This is a genomic window from Pseudomonas moorei (genome assembly GCF_042846945.1).
Lineage (GTDB): Bacteria > Pseudomonadota > Gammaproteobacteria > Pseudomonadales > Pseudomonadaceae > Aquipseudomonas > Aquipseudomonas moorei.
Genome location: NZ_AP035776.1, coordinates 4,296,523 through 4,310,801, shown reverse-complemented (window position 1 = coordinate 4,310,801; position 14,279 = coordinate 4,296,523). Strand labels below are relative to the sequence as shown.

Sequence of the window (14,279 nt, the reverse complement as noted above, 5' to 3'; positions counted from 1 at the left end):
CTCCTGACAATAAATTCACTACGCCTCAGCCATGACAGCGAGCGCTTCGGCCTCCATTACTTGAAGGTCAGGAAATAGTTCGGGGATTTGCCGCTTCTTGATGCCGATGTAGCTGGCCACGTCGCGAATTGACGTGTAGTCGAGCCCAGTCGCGCCACCGGCACCCGTGCGCCACTGAGTGCCGAGCGCGTTGAACAAACGGAAGACTGGCCAGTTGTCTGGCCAGATCTCCACGTCGTCCTCTTCGAAGTCGTCGGCATCTAGGCCAAACAGCGACAGCGTTTCTTCAGGCGCACGCGTCCCGTACATCGCTTGCGCCGCGGCGATCAGTTTCCCCGGCGAGCCACCGCGTAGGCAGCCTGATAAGCATCGAGGACTGCGGCAGGAGCTCCCGCGCACGTTCCGACCAGCTCAGTCAGGGATTCGTCGGACAACTCTTCCGGAAAGCTCCAGCCGACAATGATTTCCTTCAGCTGGGCCGCTTCCAAAGCGATCTGGCGATCAGTTGCCTGCTCCCACGTCGCGCCATCCTTCATGGCCTCCTTGGCAGCCGCATCACGCTCCGCGTTCCACTTGTCGTAGTACTTCGCAAGCTCCTTGCGGTCGCGGTATTTGAATTCGATATCGACCTTGATCGGGTCGAACCCGACACGCGGAATCTCGACTTCAGCCTTGAACGTGGCGTTCTGGGCAATCTTGAAACTGGCCATGTGGTTTCCTTACGACAGGTAGCGAACAGGAGCGGCCTGCAGGGCCAGGGAGACGGTGCGCGTCAGGATGTTGCTACGCGATACCGCCGGTTGCAGCGAGAACGAGGTGTAGGCGCCGTAGTACAACTTGTCGGTGCCTGGCAGGTTCAGGCGAGCGGCCTGCACGGTCTGCGCGATGTCTGCGGCTTGGACAATTGGCACATAAGCCAGAGTAGGGTCATCGGCAACAGTCAGCACCATGCTCGCGGCGGCCTTGTCAGTCGGCAGCTGGCGACCTTGGGCGTCTTCGAGGAACACGACATCCTGGTAGTTCTGGTCGCCGCCAGAGAACGCTACATCGGTGATCTGCGGGATCTGCACCCAGGTCATGACCTTTTTCAGGCTGCCTGCGCCGGAGCCGGCCGGGAAGATTGTGGTGTTGGTGGTGTCGATCGCTTCCAGGGTGATCGCGGTGGCTGTGGCAGTCTTCACACGCACGACCTTGTTGTTCAGCGCGGTCCAGCCGGAAGTTACCAGCAGGATGTCGCCAACCGACAGCGTGGCACCGACGACGGTGCATACCGCTTCGGAAGCGTTGGTGATAGCCGAAAATGCAAGTGGAGCGGCGTAGGTGGCGGCGTGTTCAAACGTCGCGCCGTTGGGCAGCTTGTATCCCATGGGGGTTTCCTCTATGCAGAAATGACAAAACCCGCTCAGTGGCGGGTTCTGGGGTTGCCCAATGGGCGGATTAGGTGGTGGTGTCGGCTCTGTACTGGAGCGACAGCGGCAGCGTTGTAGTCGTGTCGCCCTGCTGGGCCGTGGCGGTTGCCATCGGTGAGCGGACGTAGACGGTGAATGTCGTCTTGGTCAGTGCGAGGTTGTTTGGGAACAGTGCGGCGATCTCGTCGGCGATCCCTTCAGCCGTACCACGGCCAATCCCGGCCTTGGTCACGACGCTGACTTGAAAGATGCCACGGTAGGCCGTGTGTTTACCTTCAAGGTCTTCGCTGGTCGTGTTGGCCGGCAACAGGAAGGCGCGCAAGTAGGGCGAACCGTCCACCGGCGGCGTGAAGGCGACGTCTTCATAGGCGATCGGCAATGCCGGTACCCGGGCAGTCGCCCACGTCTTCAGGCGGCCTTCAAACAGGCTGCGGATGATTTTGTCTGACATCAGGGGAGCTCCGAAACGGCTTTATCGACAAAGGTCTGGAACTCGACCACGGAAATTCTGACCATCCCGGCCGGCGCTTGAGTCGACCAACTTTCGTATTCAAGACGGGGCCCGTACGGGAGATTGTTCATCATCCAGATCGTGCCGACCTCACTGGTGAAGCCCCCAATGATTGCCGCGGCGTCGCCTTTCGAGGCCTGGCCGGTTGGGTCGATGCGCTCCAGCGTCCCGGTCTTGGCCGTGTCGAACGACACCTGCCAGTTGCCCCGGAAGCGGCCGCCGACGTAATCACCGCCAGCGACCAGGTCCATGCCGTCTTTGATCAGGCGCCCGGGCTTCATCCGTCCGTTCTTGGACAGGTTCGCCGGATCATTGCGCAGCTCGGCGTTCAGCCGGGCCACTTCGTTGTTGTACTGGGTCGCAACTGAGTTGGCCGCCCATAGTTCGGGGTTACCGACCGGGGATCGGTCCACGACGGCAGCCAGCAGGTCAATGGCGACCTTCTTGATCACCGTCTCGGCATTGGCATTGACCTTCTCGGCGAACGCCTTCAGATCCAATGCAAAGCTCATTTGCGCGCCTGCACACTGAAGCCGACCGCGAGGCCGGCATAATCCCAAGGGTCAACGTTCTGCACGGTGTAGGTGTCGCCGTCGAACAGGATCTTGTCCTGGCTGATCGGTTGCGGTGTATCGGTACCGTCCAGCAGTAGCGGCGAGATCAGGATTTTCACGTCACCCTGCTTGATGCGCGACCCGTCGATGTCCTGCTGCCGGTAGTTCTCGCGGAAGCCCGAGCCGTCGAATTGATCGGTGGTCACTGGGCTTGAGCCGAGATCTGGGTCATATTCGCCAGTCGTGACGCGCACCAGTGACAACTCCAGGCCTTTGCCGCCCTTGGTGCGAGGCGCCAGCATTCTCGCTGCGCTCGCCTTCGCCCGATCATAGATATCTGACATCAGCTTCTACTCAGTGAGACCTGGCTGGATGACTGCAAAAGCCCAGAGAACTGCGCATAGGACTGCCGAACAGCGGCAGGCTTGCTGATGATAGGGCTTGCAGTCGAGTACTCAGTTTCAAGCGGGCCGACCTTCTCCCGGCTGATCGCGCCAAGGCGCTGCTCTGGCGGTGATAAGTCGTCGGCATGAATCTCGGTGGCCAGGGCCATTTGCCCGGCTTTGATCTGCGCAGGGATGGTATTGGATGGCAGCACCCAACCATTGCGGCAGACGTTGAAGCGCGGCCACGCCAGTGCCTGGTCACGATTGACCGCCCGCCCCTTCCAGTTCAGCGCGTCCATCTGGAGCGCTGCCCGGCGCAACAGCGCTTCCTGCGATGGTATATCAGCCGGAATCACCCGGCCGAAGTTCGCCGCGTAGGCAACCAGCTCGGCAGCAGTAGCAAACGACTCGGCGCCGGCCACGATGGTGCCGTTTTCAATGATCAACATAGTGGCCTCATAGGTCATAGACCAAGCGCAGTGGTGTAGGCAGGAATGGCAAAGCCGGCGATGGTCACGTAGCCCGCCGCGTCTGGGTGGGTTCCGTCTTGGGTGCTGAATCCCGTCCAGGTGGTCGGATCAATCCATACAAGCTTGGGGTTCGCCTTGGCGTCCATCACACCCTTCAGAATGACGTTGGCTGCATCAACCAGCGATTGAGCCAAGGCATTTGGCAGAATGCCGCGGCATAAGACCTTGCCATAACCCTTGGCCAGCAGCTTATCGATGCACAACCCGTAGTCAGCCTGTTCGGTGGAGTCGATACCGTCGGAGGCGTTGTTGCCGCCAAGCGCCAGTATCGCCACATCATTGGTCGTCACGGTGCGCAGCGGCAGGACGTTATCCAGCATGGTTTTGCCGCCGGCGACGGTCTGCCCACTGATTCCGTTGGTGCTTCCGACGAACCCGAGGGCCGCCGCCACGCGCATGGTCTCGGTGTCCGCCGATGTTGCACCAGGCCCAGAGCCAAAGGTGATCGAGTCGCCGTACTGATCCAGGCGCCGGCGAGTGCCGATGTCCAGGAAGGCCGAGTCGGCCGATACGCAAAAGGTACCGCCGGTGTCCTTGAAGTTGCCGTCATCCCAAACGTTGTAGGTTGACGTCGAACCGTCGCAAGGGATGACCAGCGCCCGAGGTGGGAACGTGCCTTCATCTGAGGCCGAGTAGTATGTGGCTGGGCCACCGTTCTGGCTGACGCCTACCTTGCGGGTGCCGTTGAGCGTGACCACCAGCTTGGTGAACGCGCCCTTAATCTTCACCGAGTTGACGCAGGAGCCGTAGGTGGTGCCCTTGGGCGCCGCGAGAGCCGGCGTGTAGTTCGCCGCGTTGGCGATGACCGCGCCGCTGTACAGACCGAGCGCCGAATCAGCACCTGGCTCAATCTTGCCGACGAAGGTCTGTAGCGCCGGAGGCTGACCGGTGACTGCGAGCACGTTACCGGACGATGCGATGTACGGGGCGTCACCCATTGCAGCAACCCAGCGCACTTCGACGAATCGTGTCGCGTGCGGCAGACCGGTGAACAGCGTGTATACCGATGCGGCGTTCGGCGCAGCGGCAAACGCACCGCCGTCGATGGCCACTTCCATAGATCCAGCGTTGTCGCCGAAGTCCGTAGGGTTGGTCAGTTTCGCCTCAGTGCCGGTGATGAATCCGCACCACACAGTAAGTGCGCCGCGGGCGTAGACTCGGGCCGCGTTCTTGGTCGTACTGATCGAGCCAGTAAAGCCCGGAGAGACCTGCGCTGAGGTAAAGTTGACCGTCGTAGGAGCCGGCAATGAAACACTGCCATTGGCCCCAACGCCCTTGACGCCGCGCCAGATGCTCGCACCCAGGCCGATCATCAGTACATCGCCACGATGCTGGAGGCGGTAGTGCCGGTCGACATCACTTTCTTGGCGCGTATCGGCAGGATCTGCCCGGCTGCCACCGCAACGAACACGACAGAGGCGGTACCGTCTTCAGGCACGATTGCTACGTTGCCAGCGACCCCCACATAGAGCGAGCGAGGCAGCGGCGACAGCACGGTAGTATCGCTCGGGGTCACAGCGTATGCAGATGATGCAGGGCTGTCGGAGGTTCTGGACATTGCGGCGATCCTTTTGGATTAGGCTTCTTTCCAGCCGATCCGCTTGTGGTCAGCAAGGGCGGACGGATGAACTTCGAGGGTTTCGCCGTCCTTGGTCACTGCGATCAGGTGGGAGTTGTCCACCTCTTCTTCGACAGGCTTTTTGGCGGCCTCATCGATCGCTTCCTGCGCCTTTGCGGTGTGCGCCGCCTGCTCTTCAGCCGACAGCAGCGCGAATTCTTCGGCCTTCAGGCCGCTCAGCTCAACGGCCTTTTCCAGCAGGGCCTTTGCTGCTTTTTGCTCTTTGGTCAAACCAGCCATGATTCATTTCCTCTTGAGCGGACGGGGGCCGAAGCCCCCATCCAATTCAGGCCTTAGCCCATGACGACGGCAACGTGCTCGCCCTGAACGACTTTGAAGCCGTAGGCGATGTGCAGCTGCCAGGTGGTCATGCCGTAACCAGCGATTTGCAGCAGGAGGTAAGTCATGCCGAATTTGTCGCTGATCAGGGTCTGGTTGATGATCGGGTTGGCCGGGATGATTGGCGCGCGCATCACACCCACAACAGCCGAGCGCTCGAACGCGAGGTTTGGCACGTAGTTGTTGCCGATGGTCATGGCGTTGGCGGTCGGGATCACGATCTGGGCGCCTGGGCGACCGAGGGTGATGGTGCCCGGAGCAGCTACACCGTTGTTCACGACGTACTTGTTGGCAGTATCGGCCGCGAAGGTCACGACGTCGCCAGCCAGCACGGTGCCGGAACCGGTCACCAGTGCAACGCTTGGAACGTCAATGCCGGTCGAGCCGGAAGTGACGTAAGCGGTACCGGTGCCTTTGGTGTGCGCGGTGATACCGGCAGACTCGCGGATCGAGAAGCCGAACTGACGCAGCAGATCGCCGGAGCGGCGTTCCTGGTCATTACCGGCCTGATACGCCTGCTGGATGATGCCGAGCTTGCGGGCCGAGGTGCCAGCGCTCGAATCGATGCAGAGCTGCAGGTCGGCCATCGGGGCGCCGTTGTCGAACAGCACTTTGCGCACGTCGGGGATGATGTTGATGTCCGAGGCGAACGGGTTGGTACCGGCGGTGCCGACGGCGCGGGTTGCGCCGACCTTGATCGCGGTGCAGGCAGCGACCTCGGCCTTGTTACGCAGAGCACGCATGCCCTGGGCGATCATCTGGCGCACCCACTCCTTGTCGGAGCCGGCGTTTTCCAGCGACTTAATCTGCTCGCCGGTCAGGTTCCAGTCGACGTAGTCGGTGTTGGTGATCTGAACGGACACGCCGTCAGCGGTCGCGTCGTCGCCGGTTGGCATCGCCATCGACGGGGTGAAGGACTTGACGGCACGGATCGGTGCGACCGGAACCTTGACTGCGTCACCAACGGCAACGCCTTTGTCGTCAAAGTCAGCGGTGATCGCGGAGATCACGCCGAACGGTTCGTTGGATACTTCCTGGGCGGCGCTGTACAGAACCGGCTGGAGAGCGGTGAAGATGTTGGCCATGTGGCGGTTTCCTTATGGCAATAAAAAACCCGCACATGGCGGGCCTGGGAGTTGGATTTTGTTGATCAGCCTTTGATGCTGACACCGCTTTCCATCGCTGCGGCCCGCTGCTTGGCAGGGAGCGCATCGAAGTCAGCCTGAGTCATCACTTTAGAGCCATTCCCGCCACCGTGGCCCGCACCGCCGCCGTTGCCGGTAGCAGGGAACCAGTGAGGACGAGAGTCCTTCATTTCCGCAAACCACTCCTTGAGCGTCAGCGGCTTGCCGTCTTTGCCGTACTTGCCCTCGCGGGCGATGGGGTTGCCGTCGTCGTCCAGTTCGAAGTCGCGGGCTGCGGCCAGCATCGCGTCTTCCATGGCGAACTTGTGCACGCCGGCTTCAGTTGCTGCGCCGACTACCTCGCCCTTGAGGACGCGGGAGGCGAACTTCTCGGTGCGGCTGGATGCGTTGGCTGCTGCGTCTTGGGCGGCTTTCAGGTCTTTATCGAAGCCGGCCTTCATGCGATCTGCACGCTTGGCCAGGACGGTATCGATGTCGCCCTTGGCAATCAGCTGGGCTTCTTCGTCGCTCGCGAACTTCGAGAGGATGCCGCGAACAGCTTCGGGGTCGATGCCTTCGAACGACTTGAGCTGGTCACCAGTAGCCTTCAACTTGCCCAGCAGTTCGGTGTTCTTGGTCTTCAGGCCGGTCACTGCCTCGCCAACGCGAGCGTCGATGATTGCCTGAAGTTCAGGAGTGATTTCCGGGCCTGACCCGCCACCACCGCCACCATTACCGCCGTCACCACCCTCTTCCGCCATCAACGGATACCACTTGCCGAAAATAAACATCTGCTAACCCCTTGGGTCTGTTGGCCGCCTGGCGGCAAATAAAAAGCCCCGTCATTGACGAGACCTGTGTAAATCGCGGGCATAAAAAAGCCCCGGCGGATGCCAGGGCTGATTGAATTCGTTTCGTGATGCTACAGCGTGACGCGCTCGCCTTTAAGCAGGCACCCGACGCAAATCAGCGCCTTCGTCCCGCCAGTTGGCTTGCCGTTCTTCATCAGGACGCCGATCTTGGTCTCGATCACTTCCCTACCGCCGCAGCGATGGCACTGAACCATCGTCGCGGGCTTCGGCATCGCACGCACGCGCTTGCGCACCTCTTCCGCCGGGGTATCCGGAGCCTTGGTGCCATCGACTACGTGGAAGCGGGGTTTGTCGGTCATGCCGCGATCTTAGCAAAGGCTGCAGCGTCCCGCTCGCGCATCTGGTCGAGCGTCATCCACTCACCTGTCGGCGTGTAGAAGTCCTCCAGATCCAACTTGCCATCCTTCAGCAGCTGATACCGCGCTGGACCGAGCACTTCGATCTTTCGGGCGTCCGACTGGCGGTTGAGCCATTCGCTGTAGGTGGTGTCCGCCGGGACCTGGCCGTCCATGCTGGCGCGCTGGGATGGCGTCATCTCATCGATGTTCATGCCCAACTCTTTCCAGCTCTTGGTGACGGCGCTCGACGTTGACCGGCAGCACCAGTGAATCTTGCCCGGGCCTTGCAGCCAAGGCACTTTGTGGCCGATTGGCTTGTGCGTGACGGCGGTGTATTGGAGCTGATCGCGGATTCTGCACTGCGGACTCGTTTTCGAATCGAGGGTGCTGACCCATTTGTCCGCCTTGATGATGTCCTCATTCGCCTTGTTGAACTCATCCCGGGCAGTCGCCGCGGTATGGCTCACAGCCGTCCTGACAACTGCAGCAAGGTCCTTGCGAGGCCGCTCAAGGAAGCCGTCGGCATATCCTGCAGCCCTGGTCCCGCGAATGCTGCGAATGATCTGGTCAGTCGTCTTGCCTTCAAGGTAACCGGTGCGGATGGCGTTTCTGACCTTGACCATGCGGTCAGCGGCAATCTCTGTGCCCCAGTCCTTGAGCAAACGCCCTTGGAACGGCCGGGAGAGCGCAGCAGCATAAGCCTGCTCGGCACTGACACTGGCAATCGGGAAATGGACCTGCGCCGGCTCGGGCAATGCCCGTTTGAACAACTCCTGCTGCCAACTGGTCTCGTACCCGGCCAACTCCCTCAGGTCCTTCTGTAGCTCCTGAGCGACAGAGGCATAGGCCTGCATGTTGATCATCCGCACTTCGGCGAGCAGTGCCTCCAGGCGTTCAACCGTGAATGATTCAGCCGGAAGCCGATCCAGTGCAGCGGTCAGAGCCGCCGAAAGGTCGGCATCCGACCGGTTCAGCAGCGCGATGATCCGCCGGACCACGCCAACCTTGTACTTTTCGAGGTTGACCGCGTGCGCGATCTGCTCGTCTTCGAGGACCTGGTTGACGGTTGGCATTTACAGCGCTCCGAGGCTCGGCCCCTGTTCGGCGATCTTGGCTTGCTCTTCCGCCCATTTGATGTCTCTCGACACCACATTACGGCGTTGCAGTTCGGAAAACAGCGTCTCGTCCGAGATCTTGCCAGCCATGTTCAGCTGAATCAGCGCTGGTATCGATATCTCGGGGATAAAATCAGAGTCGAAGTTACCGTTGACAGTGACATGTCCGCCCCCGTCGGCGCCGATTAGCTCGGCGAAGAACTGCAGGATCTGGTCAATTGCGTCCTCAAGCTGCCCGGCCATCGTCTGGAGGGGGCTCAGCTCCTGAGCAGCATCATCCTCGGCCTGGAAAACGGTCTTCGTGGCTGACTTTTCCTTCTCGACGATCTTCGCGCCCGCGATGCGCATCTGATCTTCAAGACTGTCAAGAGAGCCTTGGCCCGCCTCGATGGACTTGCCGGTGTGCTCGACCCACTCCATTTTGCCATTGGTTGGCAGTTTGGTAGCTGAGGCGGTGCCGACTTTCAGCTCCCAGGTATCATCATCGATGCCCGAGATCGCCAGCATTGGTACGCGAGCAACATGCAGGATGTTGTCCTGGTCGCTCTGTGAGCGCCAATGCTTAACGTTGAGATGCGCGAGTTCCAGTAATGGCGGCTCGGCAGTCATGAAGCCTTTGCGTTTGGTGTAGTAGGTCGTCAGCGGGATATGGCTTAGAGAGGTAAGGCCCTGCTCATGCAGCATCCACGACTTGTTGCCCTTATCGTCAGCCTTCTCGCGGTAGGTCATCCATGCGCCGGGGATCAGTACGCGAATTTGTTCGATGCGCTTGACGCCGAACGCACCATCCTCCTCCTCGACCGATTCCATGTAGCGGAACATGGTCAGGACATGCTCGCCGCCTTCATTGCTTGATCGCCAGCCAATAACTTGCTGAGGACGGATCATGATCACGTAGGGGCGGGCGTTGACAGCCTGTGCATCTGCCAGGGTAACCAGCTCACCCTCGCCCTGCGGCTGGATGTTCGGGTACTCAGCCAAGGCATGACACAACCCATGCGACAGGGCCTGCGTGAAGAATGACTCCGCCCAAACCTGAAGGTTGTTCCCCTGGCGGTCGATGTCTTCGATATAGACCTGAATCTGCGGCGGGACGTCCTCACCTATCGTAATAGGCTCGGCGAATACCCGGCCCGTGTTGTTTTTGATCGTCTCGCTGTAGGCGGGAATCAATGTCGAAAGACTTAGGCGCTTCTGGTAGTCGCAGTCCTCTTCCTTCGGCCACTTCGGAAGCAGCGCTGTGCCTGCCTCGCGCATCGCCCTGGTGCCACCCATCAAAGGATCGACGATGGCCCAGTCTTCGCGCATGGCGTCCACTGCCGGCAGTGTCTTGCTTGGATCGTCACTGCTCATAGGTCAAATTCTCAGAGGTGCGGTGGATGCGGTGCGTTTGACGATCGGGAATCGCTTGATGATGAAGTAGCCAAGGGCGTCGTTCGGGTCTTCCGTGCCGTCTTTGTTCGGTTCGCCCTGGTCGTTGTAGGTCTGCTGTTCAAGCACGCCTGTTGCGACCGGGCAGAGTTCGGTGTTGACCTTGTAGCGCCGCTCGCCTTCGCCATTCAGGAACATGGCGTTGACGGACAGCACGCGGTCACGCACGGCCGGGTTGGCTGGGTTGACGATGAGCGCGAAGCCCGCGGTCTTCAGCAGGCTGTGGTCCGTCTCACTACCGTTGACGCTCTTGCGGTTCTTGCCGCTGGCGTCGGGGTAGATCGAGATGTGATGGCCTGGGTACTTCTCTTTCAGGGCTACGATCATCGCCGGCGTATCGAACACATGCGTGATCTCACCGAGCAGTAACGGCAGACCGTCACGGATGACGTGAACCATCGCGGCCATGCGGCTGATGTTGAAGTCCATGCCGACATGCAGCGCCTCGCCGGGCTTTATTGTCTCGCTGGTGTGGTTGAGCACCCTGTCGAAGCTTGGGTACACACTGCCCGACACCAAGTTGACGAACTTGCCGTCGATGTAGGCGTCGACCAGGTTCGCTGGGTACGACTCTTTGAGCGACCCGATGTAGTCCTTCGGCAGGTTCTTCGCGTTGTCCCTAGTGCTGGCATGCACGATGCCGTACAGCGGGCGCTGGCTTGGGTTAGCGGCCAACTCACGCACGAACTTGCGATAGACCCAGTTGAAACCCTCAGGCGTCGTCGTGACGTCGATGGTGTTCTGGTCACGGCTATGCCAGACGGTCGACATCCGCGCAATGATCTTCTTCCACGCGCTGTCGGCCTTCTTGATCGGCATGCAGTCGATCTCATCGACCAAGGCATGCGCTATGTTGAAGCCGACAATGCGGTGCGGATGCTCCATGCTCTTGCACACGATGGTGCTCAGGCAGCGCCCAAGGTTGTCACGCAGGTATACGCGCTTCTTGCTCGGCACAATGTCGGCGAACAATCCGAACGCCTGCGCGACCTCTGGCATCGTCTCGTAGAAGATGTCCGCGATCTGCGGATAGGTCGGAGCGAAGTAGCCTTGCGGAATGCCAGGGTGCTCAAGTGCGTTGATGCACATCCGCACGCAGCCCACGAACGTCTTGCCGCTACGGTAGCCGCCGACGAACGCTGAGAACTTCTTGGGGTGACTGATGAACTCGAACTGCGGCTTATTCAGCTTCAGGGTCGCTTGCATCTTCCACCCCGATGATTACTTGCTTGGGCTCGGGCAGGCCCTTGTTCGGGTCTTCCAGTTCGCGGCGGAGCTTCTCGATGTTCAGTCGCTTCATCTCGTCATCGAGGGGCGAACTGGATTTGTCGGAGAACATGCCCAGGTGCTTGGCCACCTTGTCGAGCGCGGCCAACTGGTCATGCATCTTGATCTCGAAGCCTTCCTTGGTCTGCTTCACCCCGGCGTACAGGGCGAGCGCAGCGGGGCTTACGTTGCGCGAGTCGTGCGCATGGACGGAGCCAAAGCCCTCGCCATGACACTTCGGGCACTTTGGATGCGGGCGGATAGTCGGATCGAACCCGAAGCCACCCTCTTCCGTCACGCTCTCAGGGTCGGATGCATCAGCGACCGCCTTGAACATCTCGGCCTCGTCCTTCCACTGATACTGGTGATCAGCGCCGAAGCAATGACGGCAGCACCCGCGCCGATACTCGATCAGCTCATTGGGGTTTGCAGTGGCAATCATCCATAGGCGCTCAAGCACCATTTCCTGGGTGATGGCTGCCTTCTGGCCTCGCGCTTCAATGCGAGCGGTGATAATCGACTGAATGTTGGGTTTTGTTAGGTTCTCTGCACCAATGAATCTTGCGGTGGCTTTGCTGTACCCGGCACGGATAGCCGCTTGCGTGGCATTCAGGTCTTTCAGGTACTCATCGACGAAGCGCTGCTGTTTCGCTGTCAGCGCCATAGGGATTCCTTGAGACTTTGGTGCCTCGCTGGGGCAGGACTTGAAATGGTGGCTGGTTGCCGGTATTGATGGAGATCAACTCACCAGCTAGGAAGGCAACATGTCTGAAAACTTTAAGAACCTGCGTAGAAACACTGGCATGAGCGACGGCAACGCTGTAACTCAGCGCGAAGCCGCTGTGACAGCTGCGCTAACGCTGATCCAATCCAAGGTTCTGAATTCGACTGGCGGAACTCAACTTCAATGGGAGCTGAATAACCTCTCCGCCTATGCAGACCAGATCCAAGCAGCGCTAAAAGTTAACGCTGAGTGATCCACCCGTGCCGCATTCACCTGCGGCACGACTATCTTTTGCTGAACAGATTGAACCGCGTATCACAGAATGCCGTCGTTACCTGCTGAGTGATTGCCTGCATCGAATAGGCCTCAAACTCACTGCTCGGCACAGCTTCGCCAATGGCGTCCAAGATGAAGCGCCAGGCGTGCGTGCACTCATGGACGATCAGCCCAACAATGCCGTGGCGGCAGCTGTCAGCCTTCAACCGCTCATGGATGCAGACGATGATGCATTCTCTTCCGTCGCCATTGTCAAAGCGAGTAGTGCATCCGGCAGACCCAGGATACGGCTCGGATGAATTCATCCGCTTCATTTCGCGGTGCCAAGCCTTCTCGCTTGGGCAGAAACCGATAAAGACCGGCTGCCAGCCCCTGTCGAGCCAGACAACCTTGTGCTTGGCCTTCTTCATGGCTTGCCCTCTTCACCTGGTTCAATCTCGCGGTACCGGATCGCCTTTCTGGCCTGAGCTTTCAGCTTGTCCTCGTCGACGTCCATGCCAATCAGGTAGGCGAAGGTGTTCACGGCTACCACGTAGAAGCGGAACCACCATGGGTGATAGGCCTGCAGCACAAGTTGTCTGGCCATATCGTCACCATGGGTATGTAGAGTGGCGCCCGCACGAAGCCAGGCACCCTTTGGTTTAAACGGTTGGTTCAGTCAGCGCCGGCTGTTTGACGATGCGGGAGATGATCACCGCCACACCTAGGAACGAGTTCACCGCAGTGAACACACCAGCAGGCAGAACGCCTTGGAACGCTGGCCAGTAGGTCGCGGCCAGGTTCAGCGCGACCAGAAGCGCGGACAGTTGAACGCTATACATCTTCCAGAGCTGTTGCCATTGGGGAATCAGGTTCATGTGCGCTCCGTGGAACTTGGCGGGATATTGCAGATATGTCCACGGCGGGCGATCGCATACATCACGACCGCGACATGCATGGTCATCGTGAACGGGCTCACCGGGTGACCCTTGATGTTGAATATGAAGCTGCCGAACGCGGCGATGGCGACCAGGTAGAACGAGATGCTCAACAGCGGCTCATCCATCGGGCGCACGCGGCGCAGGTACTCAGCAGCAGCAATAACCACCAGCACGCACAGGAAGGCGTCGACGACTTGAAGGATGACGTGCATTACGCACCTCCCGTAGCGCCAAACTTTCCTGCCAGTGCTCTCAGGCCCGGGATGATGTTCATCGCTAGCAGGCCGATCAGGAAGGCAACGCCGTATTGAGTTTCACTACCCGGGGCAATCTTGAAGAACTCGATCGCCAGAGGCGTGCAGAAGATCGCTGAACTGAACCCGGTGAAGAATGCCCAGGCTGCTTGCTTGCGGGTCAGGCCTTGCAGGAACGTCAGCGAGAGGATCGCACCAGCGAAGCCGGCGATGATGATGCCGTACTTGGCGAGCAGTACGCCGGCGGCAGTGGTGCTCGCGGGTTCGGCCATGGTGTGACTCCAGGAATAAAAAAGGCGCCAGTGTGAGGCGCCAAAACCACTGGGGAGTGGTGGATTAGAAAGTTACTCAGCCGGGGTGATGTCCACGTAGTAGGCCTTCCCCTGCTCCAGCTTTTCAGCCACAGGCGTGGCCATAGTCAGGTTGAATTCGCCAAATGGCGTAGCTTTTCCGAACACGGCGTTCTCGTCGTCCGGATTTCCGGTGTCGGGCGAGTACACGGCGCCAAATCGAACCTTGGAGAGAGGGTTGCTCTCGTTGGTGTACTCGTGTGGCCAGATACCGTGGCAGATCAGTTTGCAGCGAATGCGTGTGGTCATGGGTTGCCTCTGC

Annotated in this window: 24 protein-coding genes; 1 reads left to right on the top strand and 23 read right to left on the bottom strand. The window is 59.8% G+C overall.

Annotated elements, in window-relative coordinates; all coding sequences use genetic code 11:
- Positions 1–18: 18 nt before the first annotated feature.
- The 17 genes from ACGJAX_RS20450 to ACGJAX_RS20370 all read right to left on the bottom strand — a co-directional run bounded on the left by ACGJAX_RS20450 (position 19) and on the right by ACGJAX_RS20370 (position 12,157).
- Positions 19–309: a DUF1799 domain-containing protein gene (locus tag ACGJAX_RS20450; RefSeq protein ID WP_390955918.1), complete on the bottom strand. Its 291-nt coding sequence runs from the start codon at positions 307–309 to the stop codon at positions 19–21.
- 17 nt (positions 310–326) lie between these two features.
- A complete protein-coding gene (locus ACGJAX_RS20445; RefSeq protein ID WP_090322336.1) occupies positions 327–710 on the bottom strand; it encodes a phage tail assembly chaperone in 384 nt (127 codons plus the stop codon).
- Between the two features lie 9 nt (positions 711–719).
- Positions 720–1,367, bottom strand: a complete 648-nt coding sequence (locus tag ACGJAX_RS20440; protein WP_390955917.1) for a phage tail tube protein — start codon at positions 1,365–1,367, stop codon at positions 720–722.
- Between the two features lie 70 nt (positions 1,368–1,437).
- On the bottom strand, positions 1,438–1,860 hold the full coding sequence (locus ACGJAX_RS20435) for a phage tail terminator-like protein (RefSeq protein WP_390955916.1): 423 nt from the start codon (positions 1,858–1,860) through the stop codon (positions 1,438–1,440).
- Positions 1,860–2,432, bottom strand: a complete 573-nt coding sequence (locus tag ACGJAX_RS20430; protein ID WP_390955915.1) for a hypothetical protein — start codon at positions 2,430–2,432, stop codon at positions 1,860–1,862. The genes ACGJAX_RS20435 and ACGJAX_RS20430 overlap by 1 nt, the downstream gene beginning before the upstream one ends.
- On the bottom strand, positions 2,429–2,776 hold the full coding sequence (locus tag ACGJAX_RS20425) for a hypothetical protein (RefSeq protein WP_390955914.1): 348 nt from the start codon (positions 2,774–2,776) through the stop codon (positions 2,429–2,431). Before ACGJAX_RS20425 ends, ACGJAX_RS20430 begins: the two co-directional genes overlap by 4 nt.
- A gap of 41 nt (positions 2,777–2,817) precedes the next feature.
- Positions 2,818–3,309, bottom strand: coding sequence for a DnaT-like ssDNA-binding protein (locus ACGJAX_RS20420; RefSeq protein WP_390955913.1), 492 nt, complete (start codon positions 3,307–3,309; stop codon positions 2,818–2,820).
- A 14-nt stretch (positions 3,310–3,323) separates the two neighbouring features.
- Complete coding sequence (locus ACGJAX_RS20415) at positions 3,324–4,703, bottom strand: GDSL-type esterase/lipase family protein (RefSeq protein ID WP_390955912.1); 1,380 nt, start codon at positions 4,701–4,703, stop codon at positions 3,324–3,326.
- Entirely contained in the window at positions 4,703–4,948 is a 246-nt protein-coding gene (locus ACGJAX_RS20410; protein ID WP_390955911.1) for a hypothetical protein, read from the bottom strand. Before ACGJAX_RS20410 ends, ACGJAX_RS20415 begins: the two co-directional genes overlap by 1 nt.
- A gap of 18 nt (positions 4,949–4,966) precedes the next feature.
- Positions 4,967–5,248, bottom strand: coding sequence for a hypothetical protein (locus ACGJAX_RS20405; RefSeq protein ID WP_390955910.1), 282 nt, complete (start codon positions 5,246–5,248; stop codon positions 4,967–4,969).
- A gap of 53 nt (positions 5,249–5,301) precedes the next feature.
- Entirely contained in the window at positions 5,302–6,432 is a 1,131-nt protein-coding gene (locus tag ACGJAX_RS20400; RefSeq protein ID WP_390955909.1) for a P22 coat - protein 5 family protein, read from the bottom strand.
- A 65-nt stretch (positions 6,433–6,497) separates the two neighbouring features.
- Positions 6,498–7,262 (bottom strand): hypothetical protein, encoded by a 765-nt coding sequence (locus ACGJAX_RS20395; RefSeq protein ID WP_390955908.1) that lies wholly within the window; start codon positions 7,260–7,262, stop codon positions 6,498–6,500.
- A 131-nt stretch (positions 7,263–7,393) separates the two neighbouring features.
- Positions 7,394–7,642 (bottom strand): hypothetical protein, encoded by a 249-nt coding sequence (locus tag ACGJAX_RS20390; protein WP_390955907.1) that lies wholly within the window; start codon positions 7,640–7,642, stop codon positions 7,394–7,396.
- Positions 7,639–8,754 carry a hypothetical protein gene (locus ACGJAX_RS20385; protein ID WP_390955906.1) on the bottom strand — a complete coding sequence of 372 codons (1,116 nt, stop codon included), beginning with the start codon at positions 8,752–8,754 and terminating at the stop codon, positions 7,639–7,641. The genes ACGJAX_RS20390 and ACGJAX_RS20385 overlap by 4 nt, the downstream gene beginning before the upstream one ends.
- Positions 8,755–10,149: a DUF4055 domain-containing protein gene (locus tag ACGJAX_RS20380; protein WP_390955905.1), complete on the bottom strand. Its 1,395-nt coding sequence runs from the start codon at positions 10,147–10,149 to the stop codon at positions 8,755–8,757.
- A 3-nt stretch (positions 10,150–10,152) separates the two neighbouring features.
- Positions 10,153–11,433, bottom strand: coding sequence for a terminase large subunit domain-containing protein (locus tag ACGJAX_RS20375; protein WP_390955904.1), 1,281 nt, complete (start codon positions 11,431–11,433; stop codon positions 10,153–10,155).
- Positions 11,408–12,157, bottom strand: coding sequence for a terminase small subunit (locus ACGJAX_RS20370; protein WP_390955903.1), 750 nt, complete (start codon positions 12,155–12,157; stop codon positions 11,408–11,410). The genes ACGJAX_RS20375 and ACGJAX_RS20370 overlap by 26 nt, the downstream gene beginning before the upstream one ends.
- 100 nt (positions 12,158–12,257) lie before the next feature.
- Here ACGJAX_RS20370 and ACGJAX_RS20365 point away from each other — a divergent pair, with 100 nt between their 5' ends.
- A complete protein-coding gene (locus tag ACGJAX_RS20365) occupies positions 12,258–12,470 on the top strand; it encodes a hypothetical protein (protein ID WP_390955902.1) in 213 nt (70 codons plus the stop codon).
- Between the two features lie 31 nt (positions 12,471–12,501).
- Here ACGJAX_RS20365 and ACGJAX_RS20360 read toward each other — a convergent pair whose 3' ends face one another.
- The 6 genes from ACGJAX_RS20360 to ACGJAX_RS20335 all read right to left on the bottom strand — a co-directional run bounded on the left by ACGJAX_RS20360 (position 12,502) and on the right by ACGJAX_RS20335 (position 14,266).
- Positions 12,502–12,903, bottom strand: a complete 402-nt coding sequence (locus ACGJAX_RS20360) for a hypothetical protein (protein WP_390955901.1) — start codon at positions 12,901–12,903, stop codon at positions 12,502–12,504.
- Complete coding sequence (locus tag ACGJAX_RS20355) at positions 12,900–13,079, bottom strand: hypothetical protein (RefSeq protein ID WP_390955900.1); 180 nt, start codon at positions 13,077–13,079, stop codon at positions 12,900–12,902. Before ACGJAX_RS20355 ends, ACGJAX_RS20360 begins: the two co-directional genes overlap by 4 nt.
- A 55-nt stretch (positions 13,080–13,134) precedes the next feature.
- The gene (locus ACGJAX_RS20350) at positions 13,135–13,350 is read right to left on the bottom strand and encodes a hypothetical protein (RefSeq protein ID WP_390955899.1); all 216 of its coding nucleotides are present in this window, start codon (positions 13,348–13,350) and stop codon (positions 13,135–13,137) included.
- Positions 13,347–13,625, bottom strand: a complete 279-nt coding sequence (locus ACGJAX_RS20345; protein WP_390955898.1) for a hypothetical protein — start codon at positions 13,623–13,625, stop codon at positions 13,347–13,349. Before ACGJAX_RS20345 ends, ACGJAX_RS20350 begins: the two co-directional genes overlap by 4 nt.
- On the bottom strand, positions 13,625–13,939 hold the full coding sequence (locus ACGJAX_RS20340; protein WP_090322396.1) for a peptidase M48, Ste24p: 315 nt from the start codon (positions 13,937–13,939) through the stop codon (positions 13,625–13,627). Before ACGJAX_RS20340 ends, ACGJAX_RS20345 begins: the two co-directional genes overlap by 1 nt.
- A gap of 72 nt (positions 13,940–14,011) precedes the next feature.
- On the bottom strand, positions 14,012–14,266 hold the full coding sequence (locus tag ACGJAX_RS20335) for a hypothetical protein (RefSeq protein ID WP_390955897.1): 255 nt from the start codon (positions 14,264–14,266) through the stop codon (positions 14,012–14,014).
- Positions 14,267–14,279 lie beyond the last annotated feature (13 nt).